Below are 20,943 nucleotides of genomic sequence, written 5' to 3'. Positions count from 1 at the left end.
CGAGTGTCTCTGATCGCTTCTGACCACTTCCGCATCGTTGTCGGCCTCGGCAAGAGCGGCATGTCCCTGGTTCGCTTCCTGGCGAACCGGGGCACGTCGTTTGCTGTGGCCGATACGCGGGAAAATCCACCGGAACTGGCCGCGCTCAAGCGTGACTATCCGCACGTGGAAGTGCGTTGTGGCGAGCTGGACGTCGAGTTCCTGTGCCGTGCCGACGAACTCTACGTGAGCCCCGGCCTGGCGCTGGCGACTCCGGCCCTGCAGGCTGCCGCCGCCCGTGGCGTGAAATTGTCCGGTGACATCGAGCTGTTCGCGCGTAACGCGAAGGCGCCGATTGTCGCCATCAGCGGTTCCAACGCGAAAAGCACTGTCACCACGCTGGTCGGCGAGATGGCTGTGGCGGCGGGCAAGCGTGTCGCTGTCGGTGGCAACCTCGGTACGCCGGCGCTGGATTTGCTCAGCGACGACGTCGAGTTGTACGTGATGGAGTTGTCGAGCTTCCAGCTCGAAACCACCGATCAACTCAACGCCGAAGTGGCGACCGTGCTCAACGTCAGCGAAGACCACATGGACCGCTACAGCGGTCTGCCGGCCTATCACCTGGCCAAGCACCGGATCTTCCGTGGCGCGAAACAGTTTGTGGTCAACCGTCAGGACGCCCTGAGCCGTCCGCTGATGGGCGAGGGCCAGCCTTGCTGGACCTTCGGTTTGAGCAAGCCCGATTTCAAGGCTTTCGGTATCCGCGAAGAAGACGGCGAGAAGTACCTGGCCTTCGAATTCCAGAACCTGATGCCGGTGCGCGAGTTGAAAATTCGTGGCGCCCACAACCAGTCCAACGCGTTGGCAGCATTGGCCCTGGGCCATGCCGTCGGCCTGCCGTTCGACGCCATGCTCTCGAGCCTGCGCACCTTCGCCGGGTTGGAACATCGTTGCCAGTGGGTTCGTGAGCTGGACGGCGTGAGCTATTACAACGATTCCAAAGCCACCAACGTCGGCGCCGCACTGGCGGCCATCGAAGGCCTGGGTGCGGACATCGACGGCAAACTCGTGCTGATCGCCGGTGGCGATGGCAAGGGTGCCGAATTCAAGGATTTGCGTGACCCGGTGGCAGCCAATTGCCGCGCCGTGGTCCTGATGGGCCGTGACTCCGACTTGATCGGCCAGGCCATCGGCGATGCCGTGCCGCTGATTCGCGTCGGTTCGCTGGATGAAGCGGTTGCCCAATGCCGCGCCATCGCCGAACCGGGTGACGCCGTGCTGCTGTCGCCCGCCTGCGCCAGTTTCGACATGTTCAAGAATTACGAAGACCGTGGTCACCAGTTCGTCCGCGCCGTGGAGGATCTGGTATGAGCCTGATGAACATCATCAAGCCTTATCCGTCGCCGATCATCACCGGACGCGGGATCGACCTCGACTTCCCGATGCTCGCCGGTTGCCTGGCCTTGATCGGTCTCGGGCTGGTGATGATTGCCTCGGCGTCGACCGAAGTGGCGGCCGTGCAGTCGGGCAGTGCCCTGTACTACATGATTCGTCACTTGATCTACATCGTGCTGGGCCTGGGTGCCTGCGTCGTCACCATGATGATTCCGATCGCCACCTGGCAGCGCCTGGGCTGGCTGATGCTGCTCGGCGCATTCGGTTTGCTGGTGATGGTGATCATCCCGGGGATCGGCCGTGAAGTGAACGGTTCGATGCGCTGGATCGGTTTCAGTTTCTTCAACGTCCAGCCATCCGAGATCGCCAAGGTATTCGTGGTGATCTACCTCGCCGGTTATCTGGTGCGTCGCCAGAAAGAAGTGCGGGAAAGCTGGATGGGCTTCTTCAAGCCGTTCATCGTGCTGCTGCCCATGGCCGGTCTGTTGCTGATGGAACCGGACTTCGGCGCCACCGTTGTCATGATGGGCGCGGCGGCGGCGATGCTGTTCCTCGGCGGGGTCGGACTGTTCCGTTTCTCCTTGATGGTGGTCCTGGCGGTCGGGGCGGTGGTGCTGTTGATTCAAGTTCAGCCGTATCGAATGGCGCGTCTGACCAACTTTGCCGATCCATGGGCCGACCAGTTCGGTGCCGGCTATCAGTTGTCGCAGGCGTTGATCGCGTTTGGTCGCGGCGAATGGCTGGGCGTTGGCCTGGGCAACAGCGTGCAGAAACAGTTCTACCTGCCGGAAGCCCACACCGACTTCGTGTTCTCAGTCCTTGCCGAAGAGCTGGGTGCCGTGGGTTCCTTGTGCACGGTGGCGTTGTTCGTCTTTGTTTGCGTGCGTGGCATGTACATCGGCTATTGGGCCGAGAAGGCCAAGCAATTCTTCGCCGCCTACATCGCTTATGGCCTGTCGTTCCTGTGGATCGGCCAGTTCCTGATCAACATCGGGGTGAACGTTGGCCTGTTGCCGACCAAAGGCCTGACCCTGCCGTTCCTCAGTTATGGCGGCAGTTCGTTGGTGATTTGCGGTGCCTGTCTCGGCTTGTTGTTACGCATCGAGTGGGAGAGTCGAACCCACTTGGGCAGCGAAGAGATGGAGTTCCATGAGAGCGACTTCGCCGAGGAGCCGACCCATGGGCGCTAACGTCTTGATCATGGCGGGCGGTACCGGTGGCCACGTGTTCCCGGCGCTGGCGTGCGCCCGCGAATTCCAGGCCCGCGGTTACACCGTGCACTGGCTCGGAACACCGCGCGGGATCGAGAACGACCTGGTGCCGATGGCCGGTATCGAGCTGCATCGGATCAACGCCACCGGTCTGCGCGGCAAGGGCAAGTTGTCCCTGCTCAAGGCGCCGTTCATGGTGCTCAAATCCGTCTGGCAGGCGCGGGCGATCATTCGTCAGCTGCGGCCAGTGTGTGTGGTCGGCTTCGGTGGTTATGTGACCGGCCCCGGTGGCGTTGCAGCCAAACTGGCCGGCGTGCCGGTGATCGTTCATGAACAGAACGCCGTGGCCGGTACCGCCAATCGGTTGCTGGTGCCGTTGGCCGCCCGAGTCTGTGAAGCGTTCCCCGACACCTTTACCCTGTCGGACAGCCGTCGGACCACCGGTAACCCGGTGCGCACCGAGCTGTTCCTCGAAACACAGCGCCCCGCCCTGGCGGGTCGCAAGGCGCGTTTGCTGATTCTGGGCGGAAGCCTGGGCGCAGAGCCGTTGAACAAGTTGCTGCCTGAAGCCCTGTCGCAAGTCGCCCCCGACCTGCGCCCGGAAGTGTTTCATCAGGCCGGCAAAAACCACGATGAAGTGACTGCAGAGCGCTATCGCGCGGCTGGCGTCGAGGCGCAAGTGCAGCCTTTCATCAAAGACATGGCCCAAGCCTATGGCTGGGCCGACCTGGTGGTGTGCCGCGCAGGCGCATTGACAATCAGTGAGCTGGCTGCCGCCGGTCTGCCCTCGATGCTGGTGCCATTGCCCCACGCGATCGACGATCACCAGACCCGCAACGCCGATTATTTGGCCCGTGAAGGCGCTGCCTTCCTGATGCCGCAAAGAACGACTGGCGCAGCGGATCTTGCCGCACGCCTGACAGAGGTCCTGATGCAACCACAACGACTCAACGACATGGCCACTGCGGCACGCCGCCTGGCCAAACCCGATGCCACCCGTAACGTGGTCGATACCTGCCTGGAGGTGGCCCATGGTTGAGAAACAGAAAGCCATGCCGCAACCGGAAATGCGCCGCATCCGTCGCATCCACTTCGTCGGCATCGGCGGCGTGGGCATGTGCGGCATCGCCGAAGTGTTGTTGAACCTGGGCTATGAAGTGTCCGGTTCCGACCTGAAAGCTTCGCCCGTGACCGAGCGTCTCGAGTCTTTTGGCGCGCACATCTTTATCGGTCACCGTGCTGAAAACGCCGCTGCCGCTGACGTGCTGGTGGTATCCAGCGCCGTAAACACGTCCAACCCGGAAGTCGCTACCGCGCTGGAACGTCGCATCCCTGTGGTGCCACGCGCAGAAATGCTGGCCGAGCTGATGCGTTATCGCCACGGCATCGCCGTCGCCGGTACGCACGGCAAAACCACCACCACCAGCCTGATCGCTTCGGTGTTCGCGGCCGGTGGCCTGGACCCTACGTTCGTCATCGGTGGCCGCCTGAATGCCGCGGGCACCAATGCCCAGCTGGGCACCAGCCGCTACCTGATCGCCGAAGCCGACGAAAGCGACGCCAGTTTCCTGCACTTGCAGCCGCTGGTGGCCGTGGTCACCAACATCGACGCCGACCACATGGCGACCTATGACGGTGACTTCAACAAACTGAAGAAAACCTTCGTCGAGTTCCTCCACAACCTGCCGTTCTACGGTCTGGCGGTGGTGTGCCTGGACGATCCGGTGGTTCGTGAAATCCTGCCGCTGGTGAAACGCCCGACGGTCACCTATGGCTTCGGCGATGACTGCGACGTGCGCGCCATCAATGTGCGCCAGCAAGGCATGCAGACCTTCTTTACCGTACTCCGCCCTGATCGCGAGCCGCTGGATGTCTCGGTGAACATGCCGGGTAACCATAACGTGCTGAACGCGCTGGCCACCATCTGCATCGCCACCGACGAGGGCGTCAGCGATGAAGCCATCGTCCAGGGCCTGTCCGGCTTCCAGGGTGTCGGTCGACGCTTCCAGGTCTACGGCGAACTGCCGGTCGATGGCGGCAACGTCATGCTGGTCGATGATTACGGTCACCACCCGACCGAAGTCGCGGCCGTGATCCAGGCCGTCCGCGGTGGCTGGCCGGAGCGCCGTCTGGTGATGGTTTACCAGCCGCACCGTTACAGCCGTACCCGCGACCTGTACGACGATTTCGTCAATGTACTGGCCGATGCCAACGTCTTGCTGCTGATGGAAGTCTACCCGGCCGGTGAAGAACCGATTCCGGGCGCCGACAGCCGCAAGCTGTGCAACAGCATTCGTCAGCGCGGTCAGCTCGACCCGATCTACATCGAGCGCGGAGTCGACCTCGCGCCACTGGTCAAGCCGCTGCTGCGTGCCGGCGACATACTGCTGTGCCAGGGCGCCGGTGATATCGGTGGTCTCGCCCCGAAACTGTTGGCCAGTCCGCTATTTGCGGGTGCTGTTGCCGCGCCGACTGTGGGGAAGTTGAAATGACTGCTGCCTACGCCAACCTCGTCTCCACGGTCGCGCCGAAAGACTTCGGCCGCGTCGCCGTGCTGTTCGGCGGCAAGAGTGCCGAGCGTGAGGTGTCCCTGAAGTCGGGCAACGCGGTACTCGACGCGCTGCTGAGCGCCGGTGTGGATGCGTTCGGCCTCGATGTGGGCGATGACCTTCTGCAGCGTTTGCTGAACGAAAAGATCGACCGCGCCTTCGTCATCCTCCACGGTCGTGGCGGTGAAGACGGCAGCATGCAGGGCCTGCTCGAATGCCTGGGTATTCCCTACACCGGCAGCGGCATCCTGGCTTCGGCACTGGCCATGGACAAGCTGCGGACCAAACAGGTCTGGCACAGCCTCGGCATCCCGACGCCACGTCACGCGGTACTGAGCTCAGAGGCTGATTGTATTTCGGCAGCGACGGAACTGGGCTTCCCTTTGATCGTCAAACCGGCCCATGAAGGTTCAAGTATCGGGATGGCCAAAGTGACGTCCGCGTCGGAATTGATCGACGCCTGGAAAGCGGCCAGTACCTACGATTCGCAAGTGTTGGTCGAGCAATGGATTCAAGGTCCGGAGTTCACCATCGCCACCCTGCGTGACCAGGTGTTGCCACCGATTGCCCTGGGCACCACGCACAGCTTCTACGACTACGACGCCAAGTACGTGGCTTCCGATACTCAGTACCGGATCCCGTGTGGCCTGGACAGCACCAAGGAAAAAGAATTGATGGACCTCACGGCGAAAGCCTGTGAGGCGCTGGGTATCGCCGGTTGGGGCAGGGCAGACGTGATGCAGGACGCCGACGGGCAGTTCTGGTTCCTCGAAGTCAACACCGCACCGGGCATGACCGATCACAGCCTGGTGCCGATGGCGGCCCGTGCCGCCGGTCTGGATTTCCAGCAACTGGTTCTGGCGATTCTGGCCGCAAGTATCGAGGCGCGGGGTTAAGACCATGCAAGGCGCACAGCTGAGACATCAGCCCCCTCCAGCACCCGGCCGCAAGCCGGTGCCACGGGGCGCGAGCCGAATGGTGGCCAAAGAGCCGATGTCTGCGCGCCTGCCGAAAGCCAATTTTGGTTTTCTGAAAAGCCTGTTCTGGCCGGTGATGTTGGTTGCGCTGGGGTTCGGCACTTACGAAGGCGCGCAGCGTTTGCTGCCCTACGCCGACCGGCCGATCACCAAAATCGCTGTGCAGGGCGACTTGAGTTACATCAGCCAGCAAGCGGTGCAGCAGCGAATCGCCCCTTATGTGGCGTCGAGCTTCTTCACCATCGATCTTGCGAGCATGCGCACCGAACTTGAAACGATGCCATGGATTGCCCACGCCGAAGTGCGTCGGGTGTGGCCGGATCAAGTAGTGATCCGCCTGGAAGAACAACTGCCGATAGCCCGTTGGGGCGATGAATCGCTGTTGAACAACCAGGGCCAGGCGTTCACCCCGCGTGAGCTGGCCAATTACGAACATTTGCCACAGCTGTTCGGCCCACAACGGGCGCAACAGCAAGTGATGCAGCAATACCAGGTGCTGAGCCAGATGCTCAGGCCGATGGGCTTCTCGATTGCACGCCTGGAGTTGCGTGAACGAGGCAGCTGGTTCCTGACCACCGGCGCCGGCAGCGCGGGCCCGGGGATCGAACTGCTGCTGGGACGCGGCAAGCTGGTGGAAAAGATGCGCCGCTTCATTGCCATCTACGACAAGACGCTTAAAGAACAGATTACGAACATTGCGCGCATCGATCTGCGCTACGCCAACGGCCTTGCTGTTGGCTGGCGGGAACCTGTAGCGCCCACGACAGCCCAACCCGCTGTCGCGAAGAATTAAGAAGAGGCAGGACCCATGGCAAACGTGCAAAGCGGCAAAATGATCGTCGGTCTCGATATCGGCACCTCCAAGGTGGTGGCGCTGGTCGGCGAGGTCTCGGACGACGGCACGCTCGAAATCGTCGGGATCGGCACTCATCCGTCCCGTGGCCTGAAGAAAGGCGTGGTGGTGAACATCGAGTCCACCGTGCAATCGATCCAGCGCGCGATCGAAGAAGCGCAGCTGATGGCCGGTTGCCGGATCCACTCGGCGTTCGTCGGCGTGGCCGGCAATCACATCCGCAGCCTGAACTCCCACGGCATCGTGGCGATTCGTGATCGCGAAGTCAGCTCCGCCGACCTTGAGCGTGTCCTCGACGCCGCCCAGGCCGTGGCGATCCCGGCTGACCAGCGCGTACTGCACACCTTGCCGCAGGATTACGTGATCGATAACCAGGAAGGCGTTCGTGAGCCGCTGGGCATGTCGGGCGTGCGTCTGGAAGCCAAGGTCCATGTGGTGACCTGCGCCGTCAATGCCGCACAGAACATTGAAAAATGCGTGCGTCGCTGCGGTCTGGAAATCGACGACATCATTCTCGAGCAACTGGCGTCGGCCTATTCGGTCCTGACCGACGACGAGAAAGAGCTGGGCGTGTGCCTGGTGGACATCGGCGGCGGCACCACCGACATCGCGATCTTCACCGAAGGCGCGATCCGTCACACCGCGGTGATCCCGATTGCGGGCGACCAGGTGACCAACGACATCGCCATGGCGTTGCGCACCCCGACCCAGTACGCCGAAGAAATCAAGATTCGCTACGCCTGCGCCCTGGCCAAGCTGGCCGGTGCCGGTGAAACCATCAAGGTGCCAAGTGTTGGCGACCGTCCACCGCGCGAGCTGTCCCGCCAGGCCCTGGCCGAAGTGGTCGAGCCGCGTTACGACGAACTGTTCACGCTGATCCAGGCCGAACTGCGCCGCAGTGGCTACGAAGACCTGATCCCGGCCGGCATCGTGCTGACCGGCGGTACCTCGAAAATGGAAGGCGCGGTCGAACTGGCCGAAGAGATCTTCCACATGCCGGTCCGCCTGGGCGTGCCCCATGGCGTCAAGGGCCTGGACGACGTGGTCCGCAACCCGATTTATTCCACCGGCGTAGGCCTGTTGATGTACGGCCTGCAGAAGCAGTCCGACGGGATTTCGTTCTCGGGCATCAGCAGCCGCGACAGCTACAGCAATGAAGAACCGAAAGCCGCCTTGCTCGATCGCATCAAGAGCTGGGTACAAGGCAACTTCTGACGAAGCAGATTCAAGCGGCAAGCTACAAGCCGCAAGAGCAAGCAGTAAAAGCGACAAGCAGTAAAAGCAGTAGGCGAAAAAACTAGAGAACGTAAAGGAGAGGGAAAATGTTCGAACTCGTAGACAACATCCCCGCAAGCCCGGTTATTAAAGTTATCGGTGTTGGCGGAGGCGGCGGCAACGCCGTCAACCACATGGTCAAGAGCAACATTGAAGGCGTTGAATTCATCTGCGCCAACACTGATGCCCAGGCGCTGAAATCCATCGGCGCGCGGACCATCCTGCAATTGGGTACCGGCGTTACCAAAGGTCTGGGCGCCGGTGCCAACCCTGAAGTAGGTCGTCAGGCCGCTCTCGAAGACCGTGAGCGCATTGCCGAAGTCCTGCAGGGCACCAATATGGTGTTCATCACCACCGGCATGGGCGGTGGTACCGGTACCGGTGCTGCGCCGATCATTGCTGAAGTGGCCAAGGAAATGGGGATTCTCACCGTTGCGGTGGTGACTCGTCCGTTCCCGTTCGAAGGCCGCAAGCGTATGCAGATCGCCGACGAAGGTATTCGTCTGCTGTCTGAAAGCGTCGACTCGTTGATCACCATTCCCAACGAGAAGCTGCTGACCATCCTCGGTAAAGACGCCAGCCTGCTGTCGGCTTTCGCCAAGGCCGACGATGTACTGGCCGGTGCAGTTCGCGGTATCTCCGACATCATCAAGCGTCCGGGCATGATCAACGTCGACTTTGCCGACGTACGGACTGTAATGAGCGAAATGGGCATGGCGATGATGGGCACTGGCTGCGCCAGCGGTCCGAACCGTGCACGTGAGGCCACTGAAGCGGCCATTCGCAACCCGTTGCTCGAAGACGTGAACCTGCAAGGTGCACGCGGCATCCTGGTGAACATCACCGCCGGTCCTGACCTGTCCCTGGGTGAGTACTCCGACGTGGGTAGCATCATCGAAGCCTTCGCTTCCGAGCACGCGATGGTCAAGGTCGGTACCGTTATCGATCCGGACATGCGCGACGAACTGCACGTGACTGTGGTTGCCACCGGTCTGGGCGCGAAGATCGAGAAGCCTGTGAAGGTCATCGACAACACCGTTCACACCTCCATGGCCTCCCAGCCGCAACAATCGGCGCCCGCTCGTCAGGAACAACCGGCGGTAAATTACCGTGACCTGGACCGTCCGACCGTCATGCGCAACCAGGCTCAGGCCGGTGCTGCGACTGCCGCGAAGATGAATCCGCAAGATGATCTGGATTACCTGGACATCCCGGCTTTCCTGCGTCGTCAGGCTGATTGATGGAATGTATCAGGGCTATGAAGGTGATTGGTGTTCAGCAAAGGTCTGGTCTGCTATTATCGCCAGCCTTTGTTGATACCAGTTCGCAATTTGCGCTGAAGCGGCCCAAGCCATGATTAAACAACGCACACTGAAAAATATTATCCGTGCTACAGGTGTAGGCCTGCACTCCGGGGAGAAGGTTTACCTGACCCTCAAGCCTGCACCTATCGACACCGGCATTGTGTTTGTTCGTGCCGACCTCGACCCTGTGGTGCAGATTCCTGCCCGCGCGGAAAACGTTGGTGAAACCACGATGTCGACCACATTGGTCAGTGGCGACACCAAAGTGGATACGGTGGAGCACTTGCTCTCGGCCATGGCTGGCCTGGGCATCGATAACGCCTACGTCGAGCTCTCCGCGTCCGAAGTCCCGATCATGGATGGTAGCGCTGGACCTTTCGTATTCCTGATTCAATCGGCCGGCCTGGAAGAACAGGACGCACCGAAGAAGTTCATCCGGATCCTGCGGGAAGTGACAGTGGAAGACGGCGACAAGCGCGCCACTTTCGTCCCTTTCGAAGGCTTCAAGGTGAGTTTCGAGATCGATTTCGATCACCCGGTTTTCCGTAACCGCACACAAAGTGCAAGCGTGGATTTTTCCAGCACTTCGTTCGTAAAAGAAGTCAGCCGCGCCCGTACCTTTGGTTTCATGAGTGACATCGAGTACTTGCGCAAGCACAACCTCGCACTCGGCGGCAGCGTTGAAAACGCTATTGTGGTCGACGCGGATGGTGTACTGAACGAAGACGGCCTTCGCTATGAAGACGAATTCGTGAAGCACAAGATCCTCGATGCAATTGGTGACCTCTACCTGCTGGGCAATAGCCTGATTGGTGAGTTCAAGGGCTTCAAGTCCGGACATGCATTGAACAACCAGCTGCTGCGCAAGTTGATTGAGCAGACAGATGCTTGGGAAGTCGTGACTTTCGAAGACGCCAGCACTGCACCGATCTCTTACATGCGTCCCGTAGCGGCCGTGTAAGTCAAAAACCTCTCTAGTTTTTAAAGGCTGCCTTCGGGTGGCCTTTTTTTATGCCCGCGGGAAAGAGGTAGACCGAGCGCCATTGTAGGAGCGAGCGGTGCGGCGATCCGACTTGCCCGCGAAGAGGCCAGTAGCGACACCGCAGATTTCAAGCCGTGTCGACCACCCGATTCCGTCCGTTTTCCTTGGCCTGATACAACGCCTTGTCCGCCGCAAACAGCAAACTCTCCAGGCTGATATCCGTCGCTGTCGTCCAGGTGCTGATCCCGATACTGACAGTCATCGGCCCATCAGCTCCCTCAACCAGCGGCAACTGCTCAACGGCCTTGCGGATGTTTTCGGCAATCTGCCGCGCACCGGCGCTATCGGTTTCCGCCAGGATCACCGAAAACTCCTCGCCGCCATAACGGGCAGCCAGGTCCGCCGGTCGTCGCACGTGGGCGCTGATAACGTTGGCCAGCGAGCGCAGCGCTTCGTCGCCGGCCTGATGGCCATGGCGGTCGTTGAACGCTTTGAAATGGTCGGCATCAATCATCATCAGTGACAAAGGCATGCCGGAACGTTGAGCGCGAAACCATTCATGGCGCAGGGCCTGATCCAGCGTCCGGCGGTTGGCCAGCCCCGTCAACGCATCGGTGGCGGCCAGTTGCGCCAGTTCGTGTTCGGCATTGTGACGCCGGCGCAATTCCCGGCGCAGCACCCACGTCAGCCACAGCAGGCTCACGCACAAGGCAGCGGTTGCAGAGCTGACCACCACTGCAGTGCGTTTCCAGGCCGAAAAGACTTCATCACTGGACAGTGCAACGATGACGATCAACGGCAAATTTCCGACCTTGGAGAAGGTGTACAGGCGCTTGTCACGGTATAGATCGGACATGCTGGTGAAGCTGCCGTTGCCTTCTTTGACGATGCGCTGGAAATTGGGGCGGTTACTGAAATCCTTGCCGATCAGCTCTTCGGCCAGGCGTGGTTGCTGGGCCAGGAGAATCCCGTTCTTGCTGATCAGATTGACCGTGCTGTCGCGGCCGATGCTCAAACTGTTGAACAACTGATCGAAGTAACTCAAGCGCATGGCGGCTTCGGCAACCCCCAGAAACTCACCCTGGGAGCCGCTCACCCGTCGACTGAAACTGATACGCCAATCGTGTTCGGCCGACCTGGCCCGGAAGGGCGGGCTGATGAACATGCCCGGGGCCGGGTTGTTCACGTGCGACTGGAAGTATTCGCGATCAGCGTAGTTGCCTTGCCTGGGTTCCACCGACGCCGAGTCGGCGATCACATCGCCCTTGTTGTCGAGCAACAAAATGTCGCCCTTGTACGGCGCGGCGGTGGCGCGGTCGAAATAGGCCAGATGGCGAATGGTGGGAGAAACGCTCTTGAGATCTTCTCGCCGGGAGGCGGCGATCAAACCCAGCAGGGAAATATCATAGAGTTCGACATTGCGCAGCACATCGGCGTCGATCAATTGCACGATGTTGTTGGCGGCGCGAGCGGCGGACAACTCGGCGTTGGCGCGTTCACGGATCAGCAGGAAGGTCACAATGCTGAATATCGCAATCACCAACAACACACTGCCGAGAGTCAGAAGTTGCTCCGATCGTGTCGAGCTGATCGGATGTTGAGATTTCTCATTGCTCACACTCATGGTTCTGACTTCTGCAAATAAGGCGTTATAAAAGTTTTTTACAAGAATCGGGCAGAGTTCCAGAAACCGGTCGCGTCCAGAGCGCTTGTATAAATGCCGGATAAAAAAAAGGCCAGCAAAAAAATGCTGGCCTTTTGCTTAGTGAAGCTTAGAAGACATTGAGCGGGTAGTCGACGATCACCCGGTATTCATCGGTGTCCTGATCCAGCGCGCCATAGCCATTGCCGCCGCGGTTGGTGGCCCATTGCATGCGCACCGCCAGATCCTTGGCCTTGCCGCCCTGGATCACATACTTGAGATCGATGTCGCGCTCCCAGTGCCTGGCGTTTTTGCCGTCGGCGCTGTACCACGAGGCGTAGCCGCGGCTGTCCGGATCGACTTTGGTCAGGTCCAGCTCGCCTCGGGAGTAGGACAGCGCCGAGGTCAGGCCGGGCAGGCCGAGACCGGCAAAGTCGTAGGCGTACTTGAGTTTCCACGAGCGCTCGTTCGGGCCGTTGAAGTCAGAATACTGCTGGGAGTTGTCGAGGAAGACGCTGTCGCCCTGGCTGATGTAGTCGAACGGCGTGTTGCCGTTGACTCGCTGATACGCCGCCGTAACGCTGTGAAAGCCCACGCCGACGGTGAAATGCAGGCTGTAGGCGTTGTTGTCGATGTTACCCAGCAGCGCATCGCCGGTGTCTTGCGTGTGATAGAAATGCAGGCCCGGGTTGAGGCTGACCAGGTCGTTCAGCGCGTAGGTGTAATCCAGGTCGTAGTAGTACTGGTTCCAGATGTCCTTGAGTTCGGAGGCGTACAGGCTGCTGGTCAACCCCGGCAGACCGCTCCACGCCACACCGGCCCAGTTCAGGTGCTGACTGTCGTCACCGTCTGCCAGGCTGCCGTAGGAGGTGCCGATGCGGGTGTGACCGCTCTGGTTGTACGGCTTGGTGAAGCTCGCCTGGCCACCTTCGATCAGGAAGCCGTCGAAGCTGTGGTTGGTCAGGCTGACCCCACGAAAGGTCTGCGGCAACATGCGGGTTTCGCCGCCGGCAATTACCGGGTTGGTGAGGAATAGGTCGCCGGCCTTCAACTCGGTATCAAAAGCACGCATTTTCAGCGTGCCACCCGCCGTTGAGAACGACCCAGGCGCTTTGCCGTTGCCATCGCTGATCGGCAGGATGCTCGAACCATCCGTGCCGCCACCGCCGTCGAGCTTGAGCCCCAGCATGGCGTGGGCGTCAACGCCGAACCCGACGGTGCCCTGGGTGAAACCCGATTCAAAGAGACCGAGGAAACCCTGACCCCACTCGATGTTGTCGTCCGTCTGCTGCAGGCGGTTGCGGTTCATGTAGTAGTTACGGACATTAAGGTTGAGGCTCGAACCTTCGACAAAACCTTCCTGACTGGATTCGTCGGCGGCGTAGGCGGCGGGGGTCATCGTTGCAGCGATTGCAATGAACAGCGGGTTGAAACGGAGAGGGAAACGCACTTGCGGTAAAGCTCCTTGGTCAACTAAACACTTCATACTCTTGAAGTGAAAAATATTTCTTGTCAGTGAAGACGAACTGGACGGCGTTTAAACCACAACGAAAAAAAGCCGCTGATAGCAGCGGCTTTGAAGACAACTTTTCAAAGGGAAGAGCCGATGAAAAGTGTCGAGGGAAAAGGAGCAAACGGGTCGGATCAGCTGTCTTTCTCAACCCGTGGTTGGCTTGAAGACATTGATGCTTGAGGGGTTTGCGCAGCCTCTTTAGCCTTGGCTGTCATTTCGCCCTGATGCTCTTCATACGAAGCGGCGCGTGCGGCATTGTGCGCGACGAAGGCCGGCGATTCTTCAGCCACGGCGAACGGAGACAGGAACAAAGAGGACAAAACGAAAGCGCTGGCAATACCCATAGTGTTGGACATCTTTAAAACCTTCTTGCTTGGCAAGTGCTGTTTGGTGCGGCAAAGATAAGGGGGATTGGACGGGGGAAAAAGAGCGGATTCATGAAAGGACTGTTGCGCTAAAAGCAACAGTAGCCAGCAGCGGGATATGGCTTTTGTGGCGAGGGAGCTTGCTCGCGCTCGACTGCGCAGCAGTCGCAAACACCCCCCCGATTTTCCTGAGGAACCTGAGTGGCTGATTGGGGGGCTGCTACGCAGCCCAGCGCGAGCAAGCTCGCTCGCCACAGGGAAGGGTCTAGACAGGGAGGTGGATGCCGAAGGTGTTCATGCCGTGATCACTGCGCACAAACACATCACCGCCATGCATCAGCGCAATCGCCTTGACGATCGCCAACCCCAGCCCATGGTTATTCCCGCTGTTGCTGCGCGATGCGTCGACGCGATAAAAACGCTCGAACAATCGAGGCAAATGCTCGCTGGCAATCGGCGACCCGGGGTTGGCCACGCCGATGCTCACCTGGTGCTCCTCGACCTCGATCCGCACCTCAATCACCTGCCCGGGCCCAGTGTGTTGCACCGCGTTACTCAGCAAATTGATCAACGCCCGGCGCAGATGCGCAATCTCGATCCGCACCTGCGCATCTCCACTGACCTGCACCTGAACCTGCGCATCCTCAAGAATGAAATCCAGGTATTCCAGAGTCGTGGCCACTTCGTCGGCCAGCGAGGTGGAAGTCAGTTTGGTCGCCTTGCTGCCCTGATCCGCGCTGGCAAGAAATAGCATGTCATTGATGATCGAACGCAGCCGTTCCAGCTCTTCGAGGTTCGATTGCAGCACTTCGAAGTAGTGTTCCGCCGAGCGTCCACGGGTCAGCGCGACCTGGGTCTGGCCGATCAGGTTGGTCAGCGGCGAGCGCAGTTCGTGGGCGACGTCGGCGTTGAACGACTCAAGCCGCGAATAGGCCTGCTCGACCCGCTCCAGTGTGGAGTTGAACGAATTGACGAACTGATTGAGCTCCGGCGGCAGCGGCGATAAGCGCAAACGCCCGGAACGCAACGGCGGTGCCAGGCGTTGGGCTTCCTGCGACAACTTGATCAAGGGTTTGAGGCCAATTCGCGCCACCCAATAACCCAGCGCCGAGGCCAGCAACACGCCAATAATTGCCAGGCTGATCAGCGCGATCAGCAGATGATGCTGGGTCTGGAAAAACGTCTCGGTGTCGATACCGATCATGAAACGCAGCGGCGGCCGTTGATCCTTGGCCGGGAACTGGCTGACCAGCACTTTCAGCGGATAAGGCTGGTCCGGCAACGTCATGTCGCGCATCCCCAGGGGCCCTTCGGCAAAGGCGCGGATCTGCGGTGTCAGGTTGCCGTATTCGTAATGAGGGTCGCCGCTGATGATCCAGAAACTGATGCGCTTGTCTTCTTCGCCGAGCAACTTGAGCTTGTTGTTGATCTTCACCCAATGCTCCGGCGTGCCATATCGCCCGACGGTGGATTCGAGCACGCTGTAACGCGCGTCCAGCTCCGCCTCGGGCAGCAAACCCAGGCCTTTGTCGACCTGCTGGTACAAGGCCCAGCCGATCAACAGGAACACCAGCAGCGCCACCAGCGTGAACATCCCGCTCAGGCGCAGGGCAATCGAATTACTGGACACCGCGGCTCTCCAGCACATAACCCATGCCCCGGATCGTGTGCAGCAGTTTTTCGTCGAACGGCCCGTCGAGCTTGGCCCGCAGGCGTTTGATCGCGACTTCTACGACGTTCGCGTCGCTGTCGAAATTGATGTCCCAGACCATCTCGGCAATCGCCGTTTTCGAGAGGATTTCACCTTGCCGACGGGCCAAAACGCTGAGCAGCGAGAACTCCTTGGCGGTCAGGTCCAGGCGGGTGCCGGCGCGGGTGGCCTTGCGGCTGATCAAATCGATCCACAGGTCGGCGATGCTCACTTGCACGGGTTCGTGGCCGCCGCTGCGCCGGGTCAGCGCTTGCAGGCGCGCCACCAGTTCGAGGAAGGAAAACGGCTTGCCGAGGTAATCGTCGGCACCGTCGCGCAAGCCTTTGATGCGGTCTTCGACCCGTTCGCGGGCGGTGAGCATGATCACCGGGGTTTGCTTGCGCGCACGCAGCGCGCGCAATACGCCGAAGCCGTCGAGGCCCGGCAGCATGACGTCGAGGACGATCACCGCGTAGTCGCTTTCCAGCGCCAGGTGCAGGCCTTCGACGCCGTCGCGCGCCAGGTCCACGGTGTAACCCTGTTCCGTCAGGCCGCGGTGCAGATAGTCCGCGGTTTTTTCTTCGTCTTCGATAATCAGAACGCGCATGACCCCGCCTCAGTCTGTGGTTGCCAGCGCCGGCATCGGTGCGGGTTTGGGCTTATGGAAAAGCCGCTCAAGCCACAAGTATATGACCGGAGTGGTAAACAGCGTCAGCGCCTGGCTCACCAGCAAGCCGCCGACCACCGCGATGCCCAATGGCTGGCGCAGTTCGGCGCCGGTGCCGTAGCCGAGCATCAACGGCAGGGCGCCGAGCAGGGCGGCGAGGGTGGTCATGATGATCGGCCGGAACCGCGTGATACAGGCCTGGTAAATCGCCTCTTCCGGCGGCAAGCCACGATTGCGCTGGGCATCGAGAGCGAAGTCGATCATCAGGATGCCGTTTTTCTTGACGATGCCGATCAGCAACACCAGCCCGATCAGCGCCATGATCGAAAAGTCCTGGCCGCAGATCCACAGCATGATCACCGCGCCAAGCCCCGCCGATGGCAGCGTTGAAATAATGGTCAACGGATGGACGAAGCTCTCGTAGAGCACGCCGAGAATGATGTACACCGCCACCAGCGCCGCCAGGATCAACCACGGCTGGCTGGCCAGCGAACTCTGGAACGCTTGCGCCGCGCCCTGGAAGTTGCCGCTCATGGCGGCCGGCATGCCGATGTCGGCCTTGGCCTGATTGAGCATGATCACCGCATCGCCCAACGCCACGCCGGGCGCCAGGTTGAACGACAAGTTGGCGGCCGGGAACATGCCGTCGTGGGCAATAGACAACGGGCCAACCGTTGGCGCATCGAATGTCGCCAGGGCCGACAACGGCACCATTTCCCCGCTCAGCGGCGAGCGCAGGTAGAAATAATTGAGGCTTGCGGCCTTGCCGCGTTGCTGGGTGTCCAGTTCCAGGATCACGTTGTATTGGTTGATCTGGGTCTGGAATTCATTGATCTGCCGTTGGCCGAACGCATCGTACAGCGCTTCATCGACATCACTGGCGGTCAGGCCGAAACGCGCGGCGGCGCTGCGGTCAATGCTGATGTGGGTGATGCTGCCGCCCAGTTGCAGGTCGTTGGAAATATCGCGGAACGCCGGGTTGGCGCGCAGTTTTTCGGTCAGGCGTTGGGTCCAGGTGCTGAGCGTTGCGCCGTCGTTGCTCTTGAGCACGTATTGATACTGGGCGCGACTCGGGCCGGAGCTGAGGTTGATGTCCTGGCCGGCGCGCAGATAGAGCACGATGCCCGGGACTTTCATCAGTTTCGGACGGATCCGGTCGATGAACTGGCTGGCCGAGACGTCGCGGTCGCCGCGTTTTTTCAGGGAAATCCAGAAGCGGCCATTGGCGATGGTCTGGTTACTGCCCGAGACCCCGACCGAGTGGGAAAACGCCGCAACCGCTGGGTCTGCGGCGACGATTTCGGCCATCGCCAGGTGTTTTTTCACCATGTCGCCGTAGGAAATATCGGCGGCGGCTTCGGTGGTGCCGAGGACAAAACCGGTGTCCTGCACCGGGAAGAACCCCTTGGGAATAAAGATGTAACCGGCCACCGCCAGGCCCAGTGACAGAAAGAAAACCCCGATCATCAGTTTCTGGTGGGCGAGGGCGCGGCGCAGCAGTTTTTCATAACCTGTCAGCAAGCGTTCGCCAAACGTGGGTTTGCTGTGGGGGTGATGCACCGGGGCGCGCATGAACAGCGCGGCCAGGGTCGGCGCCAGCGTCAGCGACACCACCACCGAAATCATGATGGTCGAAGTGGCGGTCAGGGCGAATTCCTTGAACAGGCGCCCGACCACGCCACCCATGAACAGCAGCGGAATGAACGCCGCCACCAGCGAGAAGCTGATCGAAACCACGGTAAAACCGATCTCGCCGGCACCCTTGATCGCCGCCTCGCGCATGCCGTCGCCGGCTTCCAGGTGGCGGTGAATGTTCTCCACCACCACAATCGCATCGTCGACCACAAACCCCACGGCCACCACGATTGCCACCAGCGTCAGGTTGTTCAGGCTGAAACCCATGATGTACATCAGGGCGAAACTGGCGACCAGCGATACGCCCAGTACGGCGGACACAATCAGGGTCGCCGACCATTGGCGCAGGAACAGCGCCATCACCGCCACCACCAGCATGATCGCGATCAGCAGGGTAATTTCCACTTCATGCAGGGAGGCGCGGATGGTCTGGGTGCGGTCGACCAGCACCTTGACCTGCACCGAGGCCGGCAGCATGGCTTCGAGGCCGGGCAGGGCGGCCTGGATGCGATCAACGGTTTCGACGATGTTGGCGCCCGGCTGCCGGGAAATCACCAGGTTCACCCCGGGTTGATCACCGGCCCACGCCTGGACGTAGGCATTTTCTGAACCGTTGACGACTTTAGCGACATCCTTGAGGTGAACCGGGGCACCGTCCTTGTAGGAAACGATGAGCTGGTTGTATTCCTCGGGGTGGAACAATTGGTCGTTGGTCGACAGTGTCGAGATACTCGACTCACCGTACAACGCACCTTTGGCCAGGTTGAGGCTGGTTTGCTGGATCGCCAGCCGAATGTCCGCCAGGGTCAGGCCGATGGCCGCGAGTTTGTCGGCCGAGACTTGAACACGGATTGCCGGACGTTGCTGGCCGGTGATGTTGATTTGGCCTACGCCGTCGATCTGACTGATCTGACGCGAGAGCAGGGTTTCCACCAAGTCACTGAGTTCGGTGCCGGGCATCAAGGTTGAGTTGATGCTGAGAATCAGCACCGGGCTGTCGGCCGGGTTGACCTTGCGCCACGTCGGCAGGTTCGGCATGTCCTTGGGCAGCTTGCCGGCGGCGGTGTTGATTGCGGCCTGCACTTCCTGGGCGGCGGTGTCGATGCTTTTGTCTAGGGTGAATTGCAGGGTCAGGTTGGTCGAGCCCAAGGCACTGCTCGAGGTCATCTGGGTCACGCCGGGGATGGCGCTGAATTGCACTTCAAGCGGCGTGGCCACCGACGACGCCATGGTTTCGGGGCTGGCGCCGGGCAATTGTGCGGCGACTTGAATGGTCGGGAATTCGGCTTCCGGCAGCGGCGCAATCGGCAGGCGCGGGAAGGCGATGACGCCGAGCAACACCAGGGCAAAGGTCAGCAGGATCGTCGCCACCGGATGATCGATACACCAGGCTGAGACAGAACCGTGGCCCTTCATGGCTTCGACTCCGATTGCACCACTTGCGGCGGCTCGGTCATTATCTGCACGGTCGAGCCGGGTTTGAGCCGCGACTGGCCGTCGCTGACCAGCACGTCACCCGGTTTTACGCCTTTGATGATGTCCTGGCCGCTGCCTTGGTAGACCATTTGTACGGTGACGGTTTCGACCTTGTCGCCGTTGACGCGGTACACGAAATGTTGATCGAGGCCACGCTGTACGACAGTGGGCGGGACCACCAGCGCATCTTTATCCAGGGCGGTCTGAATTTTTACCGTCACCAGCAGGCCAGGCCAGAGCTTCTGCCCGGGATTGTTGAATTCCGCCTTGGCGCGGATGGTCCCGGTGTTGGCGTTGATCTGGTTGTCGATCAGGGTCAGGTGGCCTTCGCCCAGCAGGTTGCCGGTTTCGCCGTCGGTGTCGGCGCCGATATAGGCCTTCACTTGTGCGCGCTCGGGGTCGCCGATCAGGCCTTGCAGGGTCGGCAGCATTTGTTGCGGCAGGGAAAACTCGACGGCGATCGGGTCAATCTGGGTCACGGTGAACAGGCCCAGGGTGTCGGTCATGCGCAGGAAGTTGCCTTCGTCCACCGTGCGAATACCGACGCGGCCGGTGACCGGGGAGCGAATCTGGGTGTAGGAAAGCTGCACCTGAGCGGCGTCGATTGACGCCTGATTGCCTTGGGCGGTGGCTTTGAGCTGGTTGACCAGGGCTTGTTGCTGGTCGTAGGTCTGCTTGGATACGCCGTCGTCGACGCTGAGCAGTTTGTAGCGCTTGAGGTTGACCAGCGCGACTTGCAGTTGCGCCTGGCTTTCGCCGAGTTGTGCCCGAGCCTGGTCGAGGCTGGCGCGGATCGAGCGGTCGTCGATGGTGGCGAGCAGGTCGCCTTGTTTCACCAATTGGCCTTCTTTGACCAGGATTTTGGTGAGGATGCCGTCGATTTGCGGGCGGACCACGACGCTGTGCAGGGACAGGACCGAGCCGATGCCGGTGACGTAGCGGGGGATGTCTTTTTCGGTGACGCTGACGACTCGAACCGGGATCGCTGTGGGCGCGGCGAGTTTGGCGGTGGCGGGTTTGGTGGCGTACCACGCGCCACTCGCTGCCAGGGCGATCAGCAGGCCTGCGATCAAGGCGGTTTTTTTCTGGGTTCGCATGCGAGTGGGGGCGCCGGGCTAGGTGGTCGGGAGTCGGGTCGGGTTTATACCTTCCTTTATAAACCTGTTCGGCGGTCAGGAAGGTGACTGCTAACTGACGGCGCTGTCAGTTTGGGCTTGGCGGCCTGGTAGCCGACCATGCTGCTGTTGATGGCGTACATATCCATTCCTGCGGTAACGGCTGCTGGCGGTTTCGCTCTTACAGCGAGTCCCTTTTGCAAACGCCCAAAAGGAACCAAAACGCTTCGCCCCAGCGTCCGGCCCCTCGCCTGGGCTCGGCGTTCCTTCGCTCCGGCATTCATCTGGGGGCATCGCCTCCGGTCGGCTTCGCTT

The 20,943-nt window shown here is 60.6% G+C and carries 16 protein-coding genes; 9 read left to right on the top strand and 7 right to left on the bottom strand.

Annotation, left to right across the window (positions count from 1 at the left end; genetic code table 11):
• Positions 1-3: 3 nt before the first annotated feature.
• The 9 genes from murD to lpxC all read left to right on the top strand — a co-directional run bounded on the left by murD (position 4) and on the right by lpxC (position 10,504).
• Positions 4-1,350, top strand: coding sequence for a UDP-N-acetylmuramoyl-L-alanine--D-glutamate ligase (gene murD / locus FHL16_RS19160; RefSeq protein WP_077748992.1), 1,347 nt, complete (start codon positions 4-6; stop codon positions 1,348-1,350).
• The gene (gene ftsW, locus FHL16_RS19155; protein WP_010458121.1) at positions 1,347-2,564 is read left to right on the top strand and encodes a putative lipid II flippase FtsW; all 1,218 of its coding nucleotides are present in this window, start codon (positions 1,347-1,349) and stop codon (positions 2,562-2,564) included. Before murD ends, ftsW begins: the two co-directional genes overlap by 4 nt.
• Positions 2,554-3,624 carry an undecaprenyldiphospho-muramoylpentapeptide beta-N-acetylglucosaminyltransferase gene (gene murG, locus FHL16_RS19150; RefSeq protein WP_010458119.1) on the top strand — a complete coding sequence of 357 codons (1,071 nt, stop codon included), beginning with the start codon at positions 2,554-2,556 and terminating at the stop codon, positions 3,622-3,624. Before ftsW ends, murG begins: the two co-directional genes overlap by 11 nt.
• The gene (gene murC, locus FHL16_RS19145) at positions 3,617-5,077 is read left to right on the top strand and encodes a UDP-N-acetylmuramate--L-alanine ligase (protein ID WP_077748991.1); all 1,461 of its coding nucleotides are present in this window, start codon (positions 3,617-3,619) and stop codon (positions 5,075-5,077) included. The genes murG and murC overlap by 8 nt, the downstream gene beginning before the upstream one ends.
• Positions 5,074-6,030, top strand: coding sequence for a D-alanine--D-alanine ligase (locus tag FHL16_RS19140; protein WP_010458115.1), 957 nt, complete (start codon positions 5,074-5,076; stop codon positions 6,028-6,030). Before murC ends, FHL16_RS19140 begins: the two co-directional genes overlap by 4 nt.
• Before the next feature lie 4 nt (positions 6,031-6,034).
• Entirely contained in the window at positions 6,035-6,904 is an 870-nt protein-coding gene (locus FHL16_RS19135) for a cell division protein FtsQ/DivIB (protein WP_077748990.1), read from the top strand.
• Positions 6,905-6,919: 15 nt separating this feature from the next.
• Positions 6,920-8,179, top strand: coding sequence for a cell division protein FtsA (gene ftsA, locus FHL16_RS19130; RefSeq protein WP_008147519.1), 1,260 nt, complete (start codon positions 6,920-6,922; stop codon positions 8,177-8,179).
• 107 nt (positions 8,180-8,286) lie between these two features.
• Positions 8,287-9,480, top strand: coding sequence for a cell division protein FtsZ (gene ftsZ, locus FHL16_RS19125; protein ID WP_007943486.1), 1,194 nt, complete (start codon positions 8,287-8,289; stop codon positions 9,478-9,480).
• A gap of 112 nt (positions 9,481-9,592) precedes the next feature.
• The gene (gene lpxC, locus FHL16_RS19120) at positions 9,593-10,504 is read left to right on the top strand and encodes a UDP-3-O-acyl-N-acetylglucosamine deacetylase (RefSeq protein ID WP_008147525.1); all 912 of its coding nucleotides are present in this window, start codon (positions 9,593-9,595) and stop codon (positions 10,502-10,504) included.
• A gap of 148 nt (positions 10,505-10,652) precedes the next feature.
• On the opposite strand, the gene FHL16_RS19115 is transcribed toward lpxC, so the two are convergent.
• The 7 genes from FHL16_RS19115 to FHL16_RS19085 all read right to left on the bottom strand — a co-directional run bounded on the left by FHL16_RS19115 (position 10,653) and on the right by FHL16_RS19085 (position 20,610).
• Positions 10,653-12,149, bottom strand: coding sequence for a sensor domain-containing diguanylate cyclase (locus tag FHL16_RS19115; protein WP_077748989.1), 1,497 nt, complete (start codon positions 12,147-12,149; stop codon positions 10,653-10,655).
• 148 nt (positions 12,150-12,297) lie between these two features.
• Positions 12,298-13,617 carry an OprD family porin gene (locus tag FHL16_RS19110; protein WP_077748988.1) on the bottom strand — a complete coding sequence of 440 codons (1,320 nt, stop codon included), beginning with the start codon at positions 13,615-13,617 and terminating at the stop codon, positions 12,298-12,300.
• Between the two features lie 194 nt (positions 13,618-13,811).
• Positions 13,812-14,036, bottom strand: a complete 225-nt coding sequence (locus FHL16_RS19105) for a hypothetical protein (RefSeq protein ID WP_010458093.1) — start codon at positions 14,034-14,036, stop codon at positions 13,812-13,814.
• A gap of 274 nt (positions 14,037-14,310) precedes the next feature.
• Positions 14,311-15,675 carry a heavy metal sensor histidine kinase gene (locus FHL16_RS19100; protein ID WP_077748987.1) on the bottom strand — a complete coding sequence of 455 codons (1,365 nt, stop codon included), beginning with the start codon at positions 15,673-15,675 and terminating at the stop codon, positions 14,311-14,313.
• Complete coding sequence (locus tag FHL16_RS19095; RefSeq protein ID WP_007916978.1) at positions 15,665-16,342, bottom strand: heavy metal response regulator transcription factor; 678 nt, start codon at positions 16,340-16,342, stop codon at positions 15,665-15,667. The genes FHL16_RS19100 and FHL16_RS19095 overlap by 11 nt, the downstream gene beginning before the upstream one ends.
• Before the next feature lie 9 nt (positions 16,343-16,351).
• A complete protein-coding gene (locus FHL16_RS19090; protein ID WP_077748986.1) occupies positions 16,352-19,453 on the bottom strand; it encodes a multidrug efflux RND transporter permease subunit in 3,102 nt (1,033 codons plus the stop codon).
• Positions 19,450-20,610, bottom strand: coding sequence for an efflux RND transporter periplasmic adaptor subunit (locus tag FHL16_RS19085; RefSeq protein ID WP_077748985.1), 1,161 nt, complete (start codon positions 20,608-20,610; stop codon positions 19,450-19,452). The genes FHL16_RS19090 and FHL16_RS19085 overlap by 4 nt, the downstream gene beginning before the upstream one ends.
• Between the last annotated feature and the right edge of the window lie 333 nt (positions 20,611-20,943).

Source organism: Pseudomonas sp. FSL W5-0299, from assembly GCF_005930655.1.
GTDB classification, from domain to species: domain Bacteria; phylum Pseudomonadota; class Gammaproteobacteria; order Pseudomonadales; family Pseudomonadaceae; genus Aquipseudomonas; species Aquipseudomonas mandelii.
The sequence above is the reverse complement of the archived record's forward strand: the minus strand, read 5'-3'. Positions and strand labels throughout refer to the sequence as shown.

Bases quoted from the DNA above. Each gene is read 5' to 3' on its own strand.
- ftsW (WP_010458121.1), top strand. From the start codon at position 1,347: ATGAGCCTGATGAACATCATCAAGCCTTATCCGTCGCCGATCATCACC.
- murG (WP_010458119.1), top strand. From the start codon at position 2,554: ATGGGCGCTAACGTCTTGATCATGGCGGGCGGTACCGGTGGCCACGTG.
- murC (WP_077748991.1), top strand. From the start codon at position 3,617: ATGGTTGAGAAACAGAAAGCCATGCCGCAACCGGAAATGCGCCGCATC.
- FHL16_RS19140 (WP_010458115.1), top strand. From the start codon at position 5,074: ATGACTGCTGCCTACGCCAACCTCGTCTCCACGGTCGCGCCGAAAGAC.
- FHL16_RS19135 (WP_077748990.1), top strand. From the start codon at position 6,035: ATGCAAGGCGCACAGCTGAGACATCAGCCCCCTCCAGCACCCGGCCGC.
- ftsA (WP_008147519.1), top strand. From the start codon at position 6,920: ATGGCAAACGTGCAAAGCGGCAAAATGATCGTCGGTCTCGATATCGGC.
- ftsZ (WP_007943486.1), top strand. From the start codon at position 8,287: ATGTTCGAACTCGTAGACAACATCCCCGCAAGCCCGGTTATTAAAGTT.
- lpxC (WP_008147525.1), top strand. From the start codon at position 9,593: ATGATTAAACAACGCACACTGAAAAATATTATCCGTGCTACAGGTGTA.
- FHL16_RS19115 (WP_077748989.1), bottom strand. From the start codon at position 12,149: ATGAGTGTGAGCAATGAGAAATCTCAACATCCGATCAGCTCGACACGA.
- FHL16_RS19105 (WP_010458093.1), bottom strand. From the start codon at position 14,036: ATGTCCAACACTATGGGTATTGCCAGCGCTTTCGTTTTGTCCTCTTTG.
- FHL16_RS19095 (WP_007916978.1), bottom strand. From the start codon at position 16,342: ATGCGCGTTCTGATTATCGAAGACGAAGAAAAAACCGCGGACTATCTG.
- FHL16_RS19090 (WP_077748986.1), bottom strand. From the start codon at position 19,453: ATGAAGGGCCACGGTTCTGTCTCAGCCTGGTGTATCGATCATCCGGTG.
- FHL16_RS19085 (WP_077748985.1), bottom strand. From the start codon at position 20,610: ATGCGAACCCAGAAAAAAACCGCCTTGATCGCAGGCCTGCTGATCGCC.